Source organism: Mucilaginibacter gossypii (assembly GCF_017569325.2).
Lineage (GTDB): Bacteria > Bacteroidota > Bacteroidia > Sphingobacteriales > Sphingobacteriaceae > Mucilaginibacter > Mucilaginibacter gossypii.
This window is the reverse complement of sequence record NZ_CP071878.2, coordinates 6,732,985-6,750,066: the sequence shown is the minus strand read 5'-3', so window position 1 is coordinate 6,750,066 and position 17,082 is coordinate 6,732,985. Positions and strand designations below refer to the sequence as shown.

Sequence of the window (17,082 nt, the reverse complement as noted above, 5' to 3'; positions counted from 1 at the left end):
GAATCAACACAAAACACATGATCAATTAATAAGTATGTTATTCCGTAACGCCTGTAGCAGCCCAAAAAACAAGGTATCCGGCTTTATCTTTACTTACAGTAACCTTTTTAAGGATGCGTCCGGGATCAGGATGAATATTCAATACATCAATATTATGATGATCATTTTCTGTTATCTTATTTCCCGGGCCCCATTTAGCCAGGCCGTGCACTAAGTAGCTTAGGTTTGAGTTACCTTCAGGTATATCATTATAATAATCGGGCAATTTAAAATCTTTAAACTCGCTACCATCGCTATAAGTTAGTGTAATATGTAGTTGCGAAGGCCCTTCGGAACTGGTAAGGCTAAGATACAAACCCGAATATTTTTTTTGAGGCACATCAAAGCTAAAACTATCAGCACCCGCAATACAGCGGGCTTGATTATCTTTTTTTCCGTTTTTATAATGGAGCAATATAGCCGGGTGAGCCGAATTTGCTGCAATTAATGGATCATCGGGCAAGGCACGTACAGCTTTGTCCCCGTTTAATAATGCAGCCGCCATGGTAAGATAACCATCCCCTTTACCACCGCCATCAATACCGGTTACCCAACTTTGTAGTTTACCACCGGCAACTGTAGTTACAGTACGGGCGTTTAAAAGTTTACTGATATTGATTTGGATAACTTTATTACCCACCTGACTACTGGCCATAGCACTGGATAACAGAATGATAAAAAACATAGCGTATTTAAAGTTCATTATTAGGATAGTTGGTAACTAAAGATAGCAGAAAGTGTAAAACCTTATTGCATTAATATTGGTGTTGGCCAAAAATAATTGCGCTACCTTTGCCGCATGGACGGAATAGAATGTATAACTAACAAGCTATTACACGTCAATACAGAAAATTTATTAAACGCCGGTTCTGTTGAATCTGAACGCCCGAATTAAAAAAGGGATGATCCGAATGTCATTTACCCTTCGATTTGCGCTTTTGCTATTGATTTTAAAATATAGACGGTGGGAATATTCTAATCAATAGTCAGTTATCAGTTTGAACGTAAAAACAAGATATCATCTGCTAAATGTTATGTAAATTCCCACCGCGGCAGGATCGTTGAACATGTTATTCGTCGATGTAGCATTGGTATAAGTGAAATTGCCCAAACACTACAAGCCAGCCGCCCTGGCGTTTTATAAGTTGTGTGATAATCTTCAGAATGCTGTTAAAGCCAATTTACATACATTCATCACTATCTATAATTTCAATATTGTCTGCATATTTACTATAAAATCCTTCCTTTCAGCCATGGCCTTGGTGCGTTAAATCACCGGGCATCGTGACCTCAGTCATATAACATGCTTCATTCTTTAGGGATCTTTACTTCAAACGGAGATAAGTACGATTTTACTTTAATTTAAATCATCAATACCATGAAAAAGCAATGTTTTATTTTAGGACTGGCTTTACTTATAGGTAGTACTTCCTGTAATAAAGATCGGATTAATGCCACTAAACCAATAGTGAGCACATTGGCGGACAGTAGTACATTGGCATCATTTTGTGCTAAAAACGTCCATAAACCCACCAAAATAACGGTAAGCACATTTGCTGGTAGCGGAGTTGCGGACTCCGCTGATGGCAGGGGCACACGAGCTTCATTTAATCACCCCAATAGGGTAGCATTCGATATTACAGGTAATCTATACGTGTCAGATCTTCAATACGGCTTGATCCGTAAGATAAACAAAAAGGCCGAGGTAACAACGCTTGGTACATCTTTTTATCTTCCATGGGGCTTAGCAGTGGATGCCTCAGGATATATATACATAGGGGATTTTTGGAATAAGATCTATAAGATGACGCCAACGGGCGAGGTAACAACCTTTGCGGGTAGCGGACAACCAGGCTCGACCGATGGCAATGGCACTGAAGCGTCATTTACAGGACCAAGAGGCATGGCTTTTGATCGCTCAGGTAATTTGTACGTCTCGGATGAACAAAACAACAAGATACGCAAGATAAGTCCGGATGGTGTAGTAACAACACTTGCGGGCAGCGGTGTTCGGGGAGCAGCCGATGGCAAGGGTACAGCAGCACAATTTAACTATCCAGACGGCATAGCGGTGGATGCAGCAGGTAACTTATATGTGGCAGATTCTGAGAACCACATGATCCGCAAAATAAGCCCGGATGGAGTAGTAACAACTCTTGCAGGCAAACCCGCCTATGGCGCGGCCGATGGTCAGGGCGCTGCAGCTTCATTTCATAATCCGGCTGGCGTGGCCTTAGACGCATCCGGCAATTTATACGTGGCGGATTATGCTAATAATAAGATACGTAAGGTGACGCCGCAGGGTATGGTGACAACAATTGCAGGTACCGGCGTCTATGGCTTTGCAAATGGCCCGGGCGCCTCCGCTTCGTTCAGACTACCGACCGACATTGCGATAAATAGTTCCGGCGATTTATATGTAGCTGATTTAGATAACAATATGATAAGAAAGATAGAATTGGGTAAATAAGTGCTGGTAATTTATACAGCGGTCGTTAATATCCCAAATCGTCACATGGGTTATTCTTAAATTCATCTTACAATGCAAACGCTATCCGAGGAACGGACAAGGTCTATTCTTTACTTACGCACTCACGAGCCTTAATTAGCGTTAGTGAGCGCTTCTTACTATTGCAAAGCGTCGTTTATTCTCCAATTGTGGAATATCTCAGGCGTTCGCTGATACATCGGTTCAAATTGGGTATCGCTTTGAATTTCAGAAAACATCATCTACGGAAATATACCCCGGCTTTACAATTCATCCAAACAAAGGAAATCCAAACACAATTTGCTGAATATCAATAAACAACATGATTGAAAACATATGAATATATCAAAACCTTCGGTAAATTTGGGCAGTTTTTTTAATGATCACGTTATTTATTAATTACTCCGATGAAGATCATCAGCAGAAGATATTGGAACAGACCGGCCTGAGAACCAAGAAACGCTGACGGTTCGCTGTCAGGCAGCAGTTGGCCTAAAAAGATACTATCGTCGGGGAACCGACCGGATTCAAATAAAATGGGCAAAATGATTGATGCGACTTATAATTTAACCGGGATGAATGACCTCGATCCGCTACTGGAACGTATCGGGTCGGCGCGATGTGTTATGCTGGGCGAGGCCACCCACGGCACGCATGAGTATTATACCTGGCGTACGGCCATCAGCAAGCGCCTGATCGCTGAAAAGGGATTTAATTTCATCGCTGTAGAAGGCGATTGGCCGGATTGCTATAGATTAAACAGATGGATAAAAGGTTATGACGACCAGGACAAGGCTTCCTATCAGCTACTGCGTGATTTTGACCGCTGGCCCACCTGGATGTGGGCAAATTGGGAAGTGGACGTCCTGCTTAACTGGCTTAAAACGTTTAATACCGGCCAGCCAGCTAATAAACGTGCGGGGTTTTATGGCCTGGATGTTTATTCGCTTTGGGAATCCATGGAAGTGCTCGTTAATTATCTATATGAGCACGACCCAAAAGCAGCCGATCTCGCTGTAGAAGCCCTGCGCTGCTTTGAACCATTTGAAGAAGATCCGCAGCGGTACGCAAGTGCAACCTGGCGCCAGGGTACTTCCTGTGAAACAGAGGTGGTCAATTTAATGGCGGAGATCCGTAAAAAAACAACGATTTATGACCACGATCCGGAAGCGTCACTTAACACCAATCAGAATGCGCATATAGCGGTCAACGCCGAAGCATATTACCGGAGAATGATGCATTTTGACGGGCAGACCTGGAACCTTCGGGATACGCATATGATGGAAACCTTGCAGCGATTATTGGATTTTCATGGACCTCATTCAAAAGCCATTGTATGGGCTCACAATACACACATTGGCGATGCACGATATACGTCCATGCGCAGCCAGGGTTTGTTTAACATCGGCCAACTTTCCCGTAGTAAGCTGGGGGAACACGACACTGTCCTGGTTGGTTTCGGAAGTTACCGGGGCAGCGTTGTCGGCGGATCTGCCTGGGGTTCACCTATGACGGTCATGCCGGTACCTGATGCGGAACCTGATAGCCTGGAAGCTGAACTGCACCGCCGTTTTAGGGCCGACCAGCTCCTGGTATTTGGCCAGGACAGGGGAAGCGAATTTAACCGGACATGGCCACACCGGGCTATTGGGGTAGTTTATGATCCAGCGCAGGAGAAACCGGGTAATTATGTACCTACAGTACCCGGCCGACGGTACGATGCTTTTTTATACATTGACGAGACCACTGGCGTCCATCCGATGCATATACATCCGGACGGGCACCTGGTACCGGAAACTTATCCGTTTAATTTTTGAGACGAAGCGGGATTGAACAATGGGAGCACGCAATACTACCGAAGAACTACTGATTACAGCCGGCGTACAGACCGATGGCGGTAATCTGGCTGATATCAGGGTGCTCGACGATCGCTTTTACGGCCGGGTGATCCGGGAAGGTTCGCTGGGCCTTGGCGAGGCCTATATGGACCGCTGGTGGGATTGCGAGCGTTTGGATAACCTTATTTACAGATTGCTGATGGCCGACCTGGAAAAGATCGTACGCAAGCACCCGGGAAGATGACTGACGATGCTCGTAAACTGTTTTTTAAACCGGCAGTCACTGCGTCGCTCAAAGAAAGTGGCGACCGTTCATTATAACTTGGGCAATCGACTGTTTGAATGTATGCTTGGAAAATACATGATGTACTCCTGCGGCTATTGGGCAAATGCCACCAACCTGGATGAAGCTCAAGAGCAAAAGCTCGACCTGATCTGCCGGAAAATGCAGATGGAGCCGGGGATGGAAATACTGGACATCGGCTGTGGCTGGGGTGGATTCGCGGAATATGCCGCCTGCAAACACGGTGTACGGGTTACCGGGATCACGATCTCCGAAGAACAGGCAGACTTGGCACGGCGGCGCTGTGCGGGGTTGCCGGTCAATATCAGGCTGCAAGATTACCGGACAATGACCGGTCACTTTGACCGGATCGTTTCCATCGGCATGTTCGAACATGTCGGTTTAAAAAACTATGCTGTTTTCATGCAGAAGGTAAATGAATTGCTGCATCCTGAGGGGCTTTTTCTGTTACATACTATCGGCAGTAAAGATAACTCGCCTGTCGACCCATGGATCAACCGCTACATTTTTCCGAATGGCGAGATCCCCTCTCCCGGGCAGCTCAGCAGATCTTTCGAAGAACACCTGCTTTTGCTCGACTGGCATTGCTTCGGTCATGATTACGACCTGACGTTAATGGCCTGGCTGGATCGCTTTCGTGCCGGCTGGCCTGAGCTCCGCGGCAAATATGATTCCCGTTTCTATCGTATGTGGGTTTACTACCTCAGTGCTTGCGCCGCGTCTTTCCGGGCAAATAAAAACAGCTTGTGGCAATTAGTGCTTTCTAAGCCTTCGTACCCATCTATTTACCGTTCCGTACGTTGATCCGGAATCGTGAAAACACAAACTTTTAGTTCAACCGGTTTTACGAAGACGACTAAGCTTATCGAGGTAAAAGGACACCTCCTCATCACTCACTTCGTTAAAGTTTTCATAGTAGGCGCCAACCCCATAGAATTTGGGAGGAATCAGGCAGGCGATTACCTCGTCGGCGTCCTGTTTCAATAACTGTACTGCTTCGGCGGATGCTACAGGAATGGCAACGATAACTTTTTCCGGCTGGCTTTTTTTGATCACATCCAGTGTACGCCGGAGCGTTTGGCCGGTTGCCGCACCATCATCCACTATTATCACCGTCTTACCTGAAAGGTCGACCGGCTGCCTGTCTCCCATAAATTTTTGCCGCATTTCGATAAGCCGTTTTCGGATCCGCTTTAACTCAGCATCTACGTAAGCCTGGGAAACGTGCGGATGCGGGGTTATCACATAGTCTGTGAGACTCACTGCACCGATTGCGTATTCTTTCTGCTCCGGATGGCCAATCTTTTTAACCAGTACAATATCCAGCGGAAAGCCCAGTTCCCGCGCCACGTAATACGCAAGTGGCACACCGCCGCGGGGCACCGCCAGTACCACGCCCGGTCGCCCTTTATAGACACCCAGTTTCTCTGCAAGTGTTTGGCCGGCATGAATTCTATCTTTAAACATGGCCGTCAATTAAGGGTTGATCAGAAGCTACCGGCGGCTGATGTTGGGCAAACCAGCTTACCGCCATGGTAGCTACGGCAGCAAGTTTTCCTGGTTCACTGAACAAATGTCCTGCACCTGGAATAATTTCCAACCGCTTTTCACCGCCAAGTTCGTTGTACGCAACACGGTTTAAGGATAATACCTGCTCATCCTCACTGCCAACGATCAGCAGCACGGGTGCCTTAACATATGGCAACTCTTGCATCGCCATATCAGGCCGGCCGCCACGCGAAACCACGGCAAAGACGTGGCGCAGGTCCGCAGCGGCTTTCAGGGCGGCCGCCGCCCCCGTACTTGCGCCAAAATAAGCCACTACGCAGTCCCGGGCTGCGGGTATTTGCGAAAGCCATTGGGTTGCAGCGATGAGACGTCCCTTCAGCAGTTCGATCGCAAAGCGGTTACGGTAATGTTCATCTTCTTCAGGCGTCAGCAAATCAAAAAGGAGGGTGCCGAAGTGATGGGCCTGCAGGTAACCTGTAACCTGCATATTGCGCGGGCTGAGCCGACTACTTCCGCTGCCATGCGCAAACACGATTATAGCGCGGGCATCCGCCGGTATGGTCAATACACCCGCAAGTCGAATACCGTCGGCAGGAATACTTATTTGATTATTATATCTGTTCATCGCCGGTTTATTTAGCCAGTGCCAAAGGCGCCAGCGTCTTCAAATTAATGTCATGCTCTGCCATACGCGACAATTCTTCGTCAATCGCTTTCTCGTCTTTTACGGCCTGGTAAAAAAGTTGGCCGGCTTTGTTTAGCCCAACGGCAGCAGCGAAAGCGGCTGCACTTTGATAAGCGCTGATCTTGTAATAGCAGATTTCCCGTATGCCTTCATAAAGGCAAGCGGCCTTAACCTGTTTAGAGGTGCAGCCCGATAGTTTTTTATTGATATCTTCAATGAAAGCGTTCATTATCCGATTAAAGTCTTTCAGGGAGAGGAGTTGTTCTTCCTGGCAAAACTCCTCAAGCCCACAGATGTGATTTTCGATCTTGCCGAGATATCGGTGCATGAGGCTTTGGAACAAGAAAGGAGTGTCCCTGGTCATCCATTCTAAAATGCCCTTTTTCAATTGTACCTCGCCGCTGATCAAACGGCTGCTATCCTCGTCAAGTAATTGACGGAGGCTGGAAATATTGTTGCTTGTTTCCATAGCATTTTTGTTTCAGAAGTAAAGTTACCGGAATGGCGCGATTAAAAAATGAGCTCTATCACGTAAGCTATTGATATTAAACACACTGCAATTTATCAAGCTTCGAAGAAATGATATCTCAAAGTGGTAAATTCTCTCTGTACCTACCAGGGGTACCGGATAAATAGCCCCCGCCACCTTTGGGCGGGGCACAAGCCATATTTTAAATATCAGGCTTAATTTACCGCGATATGTTTCGCGGAAGGGCTTTTAATCTGGTGATTATGCGGAACCGTAATTTTCAGCACGCCGTCTTCATATTTGGCGACTACCTTTTCCTTATCGGTTCCTTCCGGAAGTGTGAAGCTGCGGCTAAAGGAAGAATAATTGTACTCTTTACGGGTATACTTTTCCTCTTTTTCTTCCTTACTTTCTTCCTTTTCGCTGCTGATCGTTAGAACGTCGCCATCCACATCGATCTTAAAATCCTCTTTTTTTAGCCCCGGTGCCGACATCGATAAGATATATTGGCCCTTATGGTCGATAATGTTGACTGCCGGGACGTGCAGTTCCTTCCTTAAAAAACCGCCATCGAATAATTCGGTCCAGGGCTTGAAAATATCCTCAAATAAGGCGGGTACCTTGTCGGTAAATTTGCTTACCACTTGTGTTTTCATGACATTAAATTTTAAGTGATTAATAATTTTCAAATCTAAAGGCGGCTTGCCACCAGAAATAGGATCCCGGTCATCCCCAAAAATGACCCGAATCAGGAATTCATGGCGCATAGTATTTGACCAGGGCGACATGGCCAAAATCTCCAAGCACGCCGTCGGCCACGAATTCTGCGTCGCCGCCACCCTTCAACACCTTTTCCAGCGCATCGTCGACTGCGTCGCGGATGTACGAAAAATGATCATAGGGTTCGGTCAGCGCTTCAATCATCCCGGGTTCAGCGCTATGCCTGGCCAGAAAACTATAATTCCTTTCCACGACCAGCAACTGGCCTTTGCCTTCGGCGGCGGCCCGCCACACATCGTAAACCCCTTTAGCCAGCCGCTGCTGGCCGGCGGCCTCGTCCAGCCGTACCAATAATTCGCATTCGCGTTGCTTTTGCAGGCTGGCCAGGCAAGGTGCAATCACCTCCTGTAATTCAGTTAGGGTAGCATGTTCATAATTACCCGCTTCCTGACCGATGATCGCGGAAGTATGTTTGCTGATTTTTCCAAAATGGCCGAGTATCCGTTCAGCACCAAGCAGCAGAACAGGTAAAGAATACTCATGGATCAAATTGCCCAGCTCCTCGTCTATATGGCGTAGAAAATTGTCGACAACTACCTGCTTATGCTCGCTGACGTCTGAAAAATTTCCAATCCTTTCCGGGCCATCCGGCACATAATCATAAATTGACTGTGGTATGTTAGAAGGCAATGGCTGCAAAGTGCCGCGATCTCCGAGAAAAATCTTGGTTTCCTGACCGCTTAGCACCAGCAAAAGAACTTTATGGTGCTGTTTGGCATCGTACAGCAGATCGCGGATCTCGAAAGATTCGTCGATCACCAGCTTTTCGGTTACGGAACAATCAGTGTACAGCACCTTTTCAAATACCGGCGACACATAAATAGCAATTCCTTTCTTGTCAGCGGGCAGGATCAGCCCCTCCAACAGGCTTTGCAGCTTTTTGGTCATGAGCGCACATTGCTCTTCTGGATAATCGCGGCGCAATTCCCGCGCAGCGTTATCGGCTGCTATCTTTAGCTTATGTGCTATTTCTGCCTTAAGGCTAACCTGCGCATCCATTGGCAGGATCAGCGATAAAGCAGGACGGTAATGTAGGGCATTCAGCACTTCAATGATATCCGGGCTAAGTTGAGTTTTCATGGTTCTTTTTTCTTAATATCCCTATTCGGTCGCTGCGGCCGGCGACATAGCCTTCCGATTTAGTTCATGTTCGGCCAGGTATGAAAGCCGCTCGTCAATTTCTTTCTCATCCAGCTCCGCCTGGTGAAACATCAGGCCGGCCTTTTCCAGTCTGACAGCCCCGGCAAACGCAGCCATCGTACCATAAACACTGATCTTGAAATGATTAATGCTTTGTATGGCCGACAGCAGGCAAACATCTCTTACCTCGGGGCGGGTACATGCGGAAAGCCTGTCATCCACATCCGCGATAAAAGCGCTCATTACACCGTTGCCCGGTATGCAGGCGGTGATCTGTTCTTCCCGGCGGAATGCTCCCAATTGCCGGATATGTTTTTCAACAAGATCCTGATAGCCCAGCATCAGCATTTTCAGGGAGGCCGAGTTACCTTTGTTTATCCACCCGAGTACGCTGCTTTTCAAGAGCATTTCTGCACTGATCATCCGGCTGACATCCTCATACAGGAGTTGGCGGAGAGAGGAAGTGGTTGACATCGTTTCCATTGCAAAGTTTATGGGTCAAAACTACCCTTATGGTAGCGGGATAGCGATGATGGTTGTCATGTCGGTAATTGATATTCATCACCTTGGCGATTTAAAGTGCTTGAGATCAGGCATTGCAGTGTCGGCAGTCATTCTTCGGTACCGGCCCGCCGGGTAACTTTGATTTCAAATTCAGTATAATGGCCAAAAAAAGCAATAAGCCGACTACTCTAACCGATGCGCATCTGCTAAAAACGGATTTTCCGATCTGCGAAAAAGACGAGCAGGCGCAATGCATGGAACGGATGCGGAAACTGCAAGCTGAAGCACTAAAATTATGGCGCGCATTAAAAAAGAAATGTAAATGAAAAAGTTGCTTGTACTCACCGATTTTTCAGCTAATGCGGCTCATGCCGAAGTGGCAGCGCTGGATATGGCCCGCAAACTGGGCGATGGCATCCTCTTATATCATACCCTACCTTATGTCCCGTTGATACCGGGCAATGGCGGCGGCCCCTATGTGACCGAAACAGCCGGGATGCTCTTTGAAGACAGCAAAGAACGCCTGATACAAGAGGTCGACAAACTCAGGGAGACTGCCGTCATGACACGGGGCTTCCATGTGGACATCGGGGAAAGAAACGGCGAAGGAATCCTGGGCGACGTCATCGGTGAACTTACTGCAGCGCCGGATATTGAAATGGTGATCATGGGTGGCAGGTCTGGCGGCGCACTGGAGCATCTGCTCGGCGGCAGCGACACGACGGCGGTCATCCGGAAAGCCCGCAAACCGGTACTGATCATTCCTCCTGATGCAGCTATAAACCTTTCTGGAAAAATTGTTTTTGCCACGGACTTCGGCATCGCCGATATAGCCGCAATAAGTTGCCTGCAAGAGCTGTTGCCACGTATGAGTTTTGGCCTTGACATTGTCCATATCATCCAACCTGGAGAAGTAGTTACCCATATCGGCGCCGAGGTCGCCTTCCGTAAATACCTTGATCATCACGGGCTCAACTATAACCATGTGCAAGCGGATGACATCCATAAAGGGCTACAGAATTACTGTATTAAAAACGGCGCCAGTATTTTAGCCATGACCCATGGGCAACACTCCTTTATTTCCAGGTTCTTTGGTCATAGTGAATCACAGGCAATGATCTCCGGTCAGCAATTGGCAATTTTAGTTTTTCCGCCCGGTCTTAAATATGACAGACAACCTGGCAACCAGCCTCCGCCGCGGAACTTACGCAAAACGCCTTTACTATAAATTAAAAAATTTCGACCCATGTTTTATTTTTATCACGGTTATCATTTTTGGGGAATGCACTTGTTATGGTGGCTCCTTTGGTTAGCTATATTATTTTGGATATTTGCAACGCCCTATGATCTTCCAGGTCAACGGAAAAGAAAGGATTCGCCCCTTGATATCCTGAAGAAGCGCTTTGCCTCGGGCGAAATAACCGAAGAGGAATACAGGGAAAGAAAGAAGATATTGGAAAATGAATGATATAAAACGGTCATGAAACGTTTATTGAAAACACGAAAAGTAAATGGAGACATAAATCCGTATCCCTTCCTGCTCCTGGTGGCCGTGATCCTGGCCCTGATCTTCATCGTGTTCCATTTTATCTTCCAGAGCCGCGCTTTTTAATCTGCCTGAGCTCCAGTATAGGCCTTTGACATTAGCTTGCCATTGCGGCAGTATCAATACGAGCAGGATTTCTTCGGCGAGGTCAATGATCGTTAAGACGGCGGTGAGGTAAAACAGGAACGCCACAGGTTCGGGCAGGAAAAAGACCAGAACCAGGAATACCCCCTGCAGTACAGCGGCGACCTTTGCAGCGTAAGCATGAAAACTGGTCAGTTTACCATAACGGATCAGTGCCATGCAGTTCTGCATAACATAGAGCAGGGTCATGCCCCCAACCAGTAGCCATTCGCCGCGCAAAAAGCCGGGCCGATACAGGAGGATACCCAGGATCGCCACCAGTATGGTCAGGTCGTCGGCAACTGAATCGATGCGCGCTCCCAGCAGGCTAATCACTTTAAAACTGCGGGCCAGCCAGCCATCGATGGCATCTGTAAAAAAGCTCAGGGCCAACAACCATTTAAAAACAGTGAACTGTCCTGTCAGGAGCAGGAACAATAACAGCGGTGCGGCAACCAGTCGGTAAAAAGTGATCAGGTTAACCACCCGGTAGACTTTGTTGCTCACCATGCCAACAAGATTAAATAAGCAAAAATAAATGGTGCCGAACCTAACAGGCTGTCGAACCGGTCCAGCATCCCGCCATGGCCCGGAAGGATCGTACCGGAATCTTTGATATCGAGGCTTCGTTTAAGCAGCGATTTAACCAGGTCGCCAAAAGTGCCGGTGATGACGATCGTGACCGACAATATAGCTAATTCCGTTGGACTTAAAAGCGTGAAAAACTGAGCAAGCACACATGCTGCGGTTAAGGCCGCGGCCAGGCCACCCACACTGCCCTCCCAGGTTTTTTTTGGAGATATCCGCAAAAACAGCGGATGCCTGCCCAGCCAGCGTCCGGACAGGTAGGCAGCTGTATCATTGGCCCATAACAACAAAAAACAACCCGCGGGCAGCGCGAAATGGTAGCTGCCGTGCGGCCTGGCTAAAAATGGGATCGCGGCGAAGCAACAAAGGGGTAACGTGATTATAATGACACCTAAAAAGGTAATGGCCAACCCATGAAAAGGCTTTTGGGCGGGGCGGTAAAGCGCTGTGACAAAAATGCCGAAAGCGACGGGCATCACCATGAGCATCCATTTCCAACTGGTTAAATGGGTTATGGCGCCAAAGCCTGAAAGCATCAGGACCATAGACAACAAAGCGGCGCCTATCTTCGAAGTCCTTGCACCAGGTATTTCCAGCAGGCGGTAAAATTCCATGAGGCTGAGCAGGTCGATCAGCAACAACAGCGTCATAAAACTATAAGGGCCACACCAAGTGGCAGACATGATTACTATAACCAGGCCTGTGCCGGTAAAGGTACGACGGCTAAATTCTGTCATGGCGAAGTGAATTTTCAGCACAGATCAATAGGGGTACTTTCCCGTGTCCGACTGCATTCTTCAGCGGTTTTTTATGGAAAAAAGTCCAAATACAATGACGATCATGATTTTTTTTGATAAACCGGGAACACCAACAACGGTATCTTCTGATGTGCGAGTTCTTTTTTCGCTACGCTGTCACTGAACAGCCGTTTAAAAAAAGTGTACTGATGATGGGTCATGGCCAGCAGATCCGCGCGGGTTTGCACGCAGAGCCGATTCAAACGACCGACCACTTCCTTTCCCCTGATCCCTTTAATGGAAACAGGACGTTTTAGCTCCACCAACTGACGGCTGAACGCATTTTCCTTTTCGATCTTTCCTTCATCGTTCTCACCGTTCAGGGTAACGTGAACGATCTCACTTTGGAAATCCAGGGTTTTGCTTAATTCCTCCAGGTAAAGGATCGCCTTCAAGTCCTCAGGTTCAAAATCGGTGGCAAAAACGATTTTAGATAGCTGGTCCAGGCCAGCTTTCGGTGGCACGACGAGTACCGGGCAATTTGCCGTTTCTATAACCTTCCAGGTATCACTACCAAAAAAAACATGATCGGCCGCACAATCGGTGGAGGCACCTATCACGATCATCTCAAATGCTTGTCCGGCAATTTCCTTCCGCAGTTCTTCCTGAAGGCTACCTTCACAATAACGGGCACTGAGCTGTGGTTTATATTTGCCGCCCGTGCCGGAAATATGGTCTTCCAGTTTCGATAAAGCATCGTGAACGGCTTCTTTGCCCTCATCGGGTCCAAGTATTGCGCGGGCGATCATGGCTCCCCCGGCGTAGCCCGGCATGACCGGAATCTTCGGTTCACAATGCCATAACACCAGCCCGGCATGCAGTTGATCGGCGAGCCAGGTCGCAGATTCGGCCGCGTACGCAGCGTTTTTTGAAAGGTCTGTCAATACAAGTATGCTTTTCATAAATAGTATATCAACTAATGACTACTGCAAAATACCAATTGTTCAGCCTCCGGTAAATGACGGAGCGCACATTGGAATATGATCCTGGGCCAGGCTTAGCCGCGTCGGAGGTCCCGGTAAAGGAACAGCCCCACCGGGATAGGCAGCCAGAACGTGAAAAAGCGAAAAAGCAGGGTTAAGACCAGCGCTGCGTGTACCGGTACTCCCAGCAGCGTAAAAAACAAGGTCATCGCGCTTTCGTAAGCGATTAGCGCACCCGGCGAAATGGGTAATGAACCGATAACCAGGGTCAAAAGTAACCCGAGCATAATTTTGGAGCCCTCAAGTGTTACATGAAAGCCCTGCAGGATTGCAAAGGCGGTTAGGGCATCAAATATGAGGATAGCCATTTGTAGCATGACCGCAGTGGTGACAGAGCCGTTGTTTTTGAATAAGGCCCGCCAGTTGGTTTGTTCGCCTTTTCTTGAAGACAAAAGACTGGCTTTTGCAATATGCCGCCTAAGCCATTTGTACCGTTTCAGTTTCCGGAAAATAAAAGAGAGTGCTCGCCTGTCGGCGACGATAAGCATCAGTATGCTCAACGCTGTAAAAAATACAATCCCGGTGCCCACCGTATAACTGATAACACGGTTTACCCTTACGGTATGAAAGGCGTACCAGCCATAAAAAGCAGCTAACAGCACCAAAATAGCCATATAATAGCAAATAGACTCCAGGACCAGGGCCTTAAATGCGGCCAATGCCGGAACCTTTCTTTTGACCAGCTGGCCGAATATGTAGCTATTGCCGCTTATTCCCCCTGTCGGTAACGCCTGGTTAACAAACATGATCACTACTGACAGCTTAAATAGGGTCAGAATATCAGCGTCCCCGGTTTGACCGTTCAGAAGTGTGCGGAGAATCAGTACATTGAACAGATATGTTGTTAGTTGAGCCGCCAGGGCCAGCAAAAGCCAGACCATGCTCATCTGCAGCAATAGCGTGCGAATGTCCCTCAGCTTACCGATATAATGAATGACAAGATAAAATACCACGACGGACAGCGTGTAAAACAAAATACGCGCAGGGCTGAACAGTTGTTGTTTTTTCGGGCCAGCCATGATCGTTTTATCTGATCAGATCATTGCGCTAAATAACCTCCGTCGACATTATAGTAAGACCCGGTAACGAAGGACGCTTTGTCAGAATTAAGCCAAAGCGCCAGTTCGGCCACTTCCTCAGGCTTGCCCAGCCGGCCCATCGGGTGCAATCCCTTAAGCAGGTTGATGGTTGTATCGTCCAGGATATCCAGCAACGGGGTTTGAATATAGCCCGGACCAACAGCATTGATGCGTATTCCCTGATCAGCGTATTCCAATGCTGCGGCCTCTGTTAAGCCAATCACGCCATGTTTAGCGGCCACATAAGCCGGCGAACTTTTGGTACCTACCTTACCCAAAATAGAAGCCATATTCACAATGCTTCCTCCCCCAGAATGGGCCATGGCCGGGATCTGGTAGTGCATCCCATAAAAGACGCCGGATAAGTTAATTGAAATAACTTTGTCCCAGCCATCGAGCGGATACTCACTAACAGTATTTAACGGACCGCCAATCCCGGCGTTGTTAACCGCGATATGAAGGCCACCGAATTGCTGGACAGTTTGTTCAACCAGCTTTTTATGCTCATCCGGAACAGAGGTATCCGCTTTAACAAAAATGGCATCTCCGCCTTTTGCTTTGATCGTTGCAAGTGTTTCCTTTCCTCCTTTTTCATCGATATCGGAAACCACAACTTTAGCGCCCTCCGAGGCGTACAAAACGGCTATTGCCTTGCCAATTCCTGAACCGGCGCCAGTAACAATAGCCACCTTGTTTGCTAAATTGTTCATAACTATCAATCTAAATTATTGTTGATTAAACCTTCTTTTGTATAAGATAAAGATACAGGAAGCAGCGAAAACGCCCATGTCTTTAGTCATGAATCCTTATGACCCTGATCACAATTTTGAAGAGCGGCATAACGTCAGAGATCCACGCTGTAACGTATGGACAACGTAAAATAAGGATACGTTCCGATATCGCTTCCCTTTTATAATGACCTTTTAACGCGAAATAGCCTGGTTCGGCATATACTGAAAAAGTATCCGCAAAGCGGTAACTGATGGCGTTCAAAGGCCGCTGAAAATTCCCGGTCAAAAAATGGCCTCCATCATGCAATTAAGTAACTGTATTACACTATGCTCGGAAATTATAGAGAATGCAGGGCTCAACGCTATTGCGTCACGAAGCGATATATTTAATGCAATATTGGAAAGGTATACGTTACCCGCCTGATAACCGGGGCCTCAGCAGCATTCCATCCGGTCAATAAAGATGGCATTATTTTTCGCCCGCGGGTGCGGATCGGGTTTTTCATTGCCGTAACCGAAAATGATCGCCAACTCAACTTCTTCTGCGGATGGTATCCCAAGCTTATGATAAACCGGTGTTTGTTCAATGTATTTACCAAACCCTACAGGGCAGCTATCCAGGCCCAGCGATTTGGCGGCCAGCATCATGTTTTGCGCACACATACCGATATCCAGGCCCGCCCATTCATTCCCTTTGGGCGAGGTGATAAATACAACGACCGGCGCGCCATGAAAGATCGGATCGTCGGATTCCAGGCCAACAGGCCCTGGTGAAAAATGCAACAGTGTTTTGAGCGTTTTCACTGGATGTTTAACCGCAGCATGTGCAACTGCTTTTAACGCAACCTTGCCAATCGCCTTAGAAAATGATGTGATGGTATCCCTGTGGGTCACGATATAGAACTTCCAGGGTTGCCCGTTCATGGCAGAAGGGGCCATTCGTCCGGCATCTATTACCTTTTCCAGGATATCATCATCGGGCATATCCTGCAGATATTGCCGCACCGCTCTTCTTTTAAAGATCGTTTTCAAGGTTTCGTTGTCTGCTGCTATCTTCATGATCGCTGGGTTCAAACTTTTTCAAAATAGTTCCGGAAAAAGGCCTTCTCCAGGAGGGGGAAAATCATAGGGCGATGGTTCCTGAGGCAGTTCTTGGGGCTTTGTAGCAGGAGCTTCGGCCGGGGAGACGGGTACTACGGGCTCAGCAGAAGGTTTTACTTCCGGTTGTGGCGGCACCGAGGGAGCTTCCGGCGGTACAGGCCTGCTATCGTTTCTTTTATTTTTCATCGGTGAATTTTATTAACAAAGTACCTGAATAGCACACAGTTTATAAATGATCAATATCAGAATCTCAAATGATGCTTGTCATCGATCCCGGAACTCGTTTAAGATCACATTTTAAAGATGCCACCGCATTTTCTGCGGACGGAATGCAGACCATCTTTAAATTATAAAAACCAGATCAGCCGGCACCCCAAA

At 47.5% G+C, this 17,082-nt stretch carries 20 protein-coding genes; 6 read left to right on the top strand and 14 right to left on the bottom strand.

Annotation, left to right across the window (positions count from 1 at the left end; all coding sequences use genetic code 11):
- Positions 1 to 37: 37 nt before the first annotated feature.
- Positions 38 to 742: a hypothetical protein gene (locus tag J3L18_RS29040; protein WP_129568130.1), complete on the bottom strand. Its 705-nt coding sequence runs from the start codon at positions 740 to 742 to the stop codon at positions 38 to 40.
- 675 nt (positions 743 to 1,417) lie between these two features.
- Between J3L18_RS29040 and J3L18_RS29035 the strand changes: the two genes are divergently transcribed.
- The 4 genes from J3L18_RS29035 to cfa all read left to right on the top strand — a co-directional run bounded on the left by J3L18_RS29035 (position 1,418) and on the right by cfa (position 5,473).
- Positions 1,418 to 2,509, top strand: a complete 1,092-nt coding sequence (locus tag J3L18_RS29035; protein ID WP_129568129.1) for an NHL repeat-containing protein — start codon at positions 1,418 to 1,420, stop codon at positions 2,507 to 2,509.
- A 554-nt stretch (positions 2,510 to 3,063) separates the two neighbouring features.
- Entirely contained in the window at positions 3,064 to 4,344 is a 1,281-nt protein-coding gene (locus tag J3L18_RS29030) for an erythromycin esterase family protein (protein ID WP_129568128.1), read from the top strand.
- A 19-nt stretch (positions 4,345 to 4,363) separates the two neighbouring features.
- Positions 4,364 to 4,609, top strand: a complete 246-nt coding sequence (locus J3L18_RS29025) for a hypothetical protein (RefSeq protein ID WP_223266095.1) — start codon at positions 4,364 to 4,366, stop codon at positions 4,607 to 4,609.
- A gap of 6 nt (positions 4,610 to 4,615) precedes the next feature.
- On the top strand, positions 4,616 to 5,473 hold the full coding sequence (gene cfa, locus J3L18_RS29020; protein ID WP_223266094.1) for a cyclopropane fatty acyl phospholipid synthase: 858 nt from the start codon (positions 4,616 to 4,618) through the stop codon (positions 5,471 to 5,473).
- 30 nt (positions 5,474 to 5,503) lie between these two features.
- Here cfa and J3L18_RS29015 read toward each other — a convergent pair whose 3' ends face one another.
- The 6 genes from J3L18_RS29015 to J3L18_RS28990 form a co-directional block, all read right to left on the bottom strand.
- Positions 5,504 to 6,136 (bottom strand): phosphoribosyltransferase, encoded by a 633-nt coding sequence (locus J3L18_RS29015; RefSeq protein ID WP_129568127.1) that lies wholly within the window; start codon positions 6,134 to 6,136, stop codon positions 5,504 to 5,506.
- Positions 6,129 to 6,803 (bottom strand): dienelactone hydrolase family protein, encoded by a 675-nt coding sequence (locus J3L18_RS29010; protein ID WP_129568126.1) that lies wholly within the window; start codon positions 6,801 to 6,803, stop codon positions 6,129 to 6,131. The genes J3L18_RS29015 and J3L18_RS29010 overlap by 8 nt, the downstream gene beginning before the upstream one ends.
- A 7-nt stretch (positions 6,804 to 6,810) precedes the next feature.
- Positions 6,811 to 7,332, bottom strand: coding sequence for a DUF892 family protein (locus J3L18_RS29005; RefSeq protein WP_129568125.1), 522 nt, complete (start codon positions 7,330 to 7,332; stop codon positions 6,811 to 6,813).
- A 215-nt stretch (positions 7,333 to 7,547) separates the two neighbouring features.
- Positions 7,548 to 7,988: an Hsp20/alpha crystallin family protein gene (locus tag J3L18_RS29000; RefSeq protein WP_112653269.1), complete on the bottom strand. Its 441-nt coding sequence runs from the start codon at positions 7,986 to 7,988 to the stop codon at positions 7,548 to 7,550.
- Positions 7,989 to 8,088: 100 nt separating this feature from the next.
- A complete protein-coding gene (locus J3L18_RS28995) occupies positions 8,089 to 9,192 on the bottom strand; it encodes a baeRF3 domain-containing protein (protein WP_129568124.1) in 1,104 nt (367 codons plus the stop codon).
- 21 nt (positions 9,193 to 9,213) lie between these two features.
- On the bottom strand, positions 9,214 to 9,735 hold the full coding sequence (locus tag J3L18_RS28990; RefSeq protein WP_091171846.1) for a YciE/YciF ferroxidase family protein: 522 nt from the start codon (positions 9,733 to 9,735) through the stop codon (positions 9,214 to 9,216).
- 343 nt (positions 9,736 to 10,078) lie between these two features.
- On the opposite strand from J3L18_RS28990, the gene J3L18_RS28985 reads away from it, so the two are divergent.
- Together J3L18_RS28985 and J3L18_RS28980 are read left to right on the top strand one after the other, a co-directional pair.
- Positions 10,079 to 10,984 carry a universal stress protein gene (locus J3L18_RS28985; RefSeq protein WP_129568123.1) on the top strand — a complete coding sequence of 302 codons (906 nt, stop codon included), beginning with the start codon at positions 10,079 to 10,081 and terminating at the stop codon, positions 10,982 to 10,984.
- Positions 10,985 to 11,002: 18 nt separating this feature from the next.
- Positions 11,003 to 11,224 carry an SHOCT domain-containing protein gene (locus tag J3L18_RS28980; RefSeq protein WP_129568122.1) on the top strand — a complete coding sequence of 74 codons (222 nt, stop codon included), beginning with the start codon at positions 11,003 to 11,005 and terminating at the stop codon, positions 11,222 to 11,224.
- Between the two features lie 21 nt (positions 11,225 to 11,245).
- Here J3L18_RS28980 and J3L18_RS28975 read toward each other — a convergent pair whose 3' ends face one another.
- The 7 genes from J3L18_RS28975 to J3L18_RS28945 all read right to left on the bottom strand — a co-directional run bounded on the left by J3L18_RS28975 (position 11,246) and on the right by J3L18_RS28945 (position 16,890).
- A complete protein-coding gene (locus J3L18_RS28975; protein WP_243771430.1) occupies positions 11,246 to 11,932 on the bottom strand; it encodes a CDP-alcohol phosphatidyltransferase family protein in 687 nt (228 codons plus the stop codon).
- Positions 11,929 to 12,750 (bottom strand): phosphatidate cytidylyltransferase, encoded by an 822-nt coding sequence (locus J3L18_RS28970; RefSeq protein ID WP_129568172.1) that lies wholly within the window; start codon positions 12,748 to 12,750, stop codon positions 11,929 to 11,931. Before J3L18_RS28970 ends, J3L18_RS28975 begins: the two co-directional genes overlap by 4 nt.
- 101 nt (positions 12,751 to 12,851) lie before the next feature.
- Positions 12,852 to 13,712, bottom strand: a complete 861-nt coding sequence (locus tag J3L18_RS28965; protein WP_129568120.1) for a universal stress protein — start codon at positions 13,710 to 13,712, stop codon at positions 12,852 to 12,854.
- 95 nt (positions 13,713 to 13,807) lie between these two features.
- Positions 13,808 to 14,812, bottom strand: coding sequence for a lysylphosphatidylglycerol synthase transmembrane domain-containing protein (locus J3L18_RS28960; protein ID WP_129568119.1), 1,005 nt, complete (start codon positions 14,810 to 14,812; stop codon positions 13,808 to 13,810).
- 20 nt (positions 14,813 to 14,832) lie between these two features.
- The gene (locus J3L18_RS28955; protein ID WP_129568118.1) at positions 14,833 to 15,582 is read right to left on the bottom strand and encodes an SDR family NAD(P)-dependent oxidoreductase; all 750 of its coding nucleotides are present in this window, start codon (positions 15,580 to 15,582) and stop codon (positions 14,833 to 14,835) included.
- 456 nt (positions 15,583 to 16,038) lie between these two features.
- Entirely contained in the window at positions 16,039 to 16,662 is a 624-nt protein-coding gene (locus J3L18_RS28950) for a nitroreductase (RefSeq protein WP_129568117.1), read from the bottom strand.
- A 21-nt stretch (positions 16,663 to 16,683) separates the two neighbouring features.
- Entirely contained in the window at positions 16,684 to 16,890 is a 207-nt protein-coding gene (locus J3L18_RS28945) for a hypothetical protein (protein WP_129568116.1), read from the bottom strand.
- Positions 16,891 to 17,082: the final 192 nt, after the last annotated feature.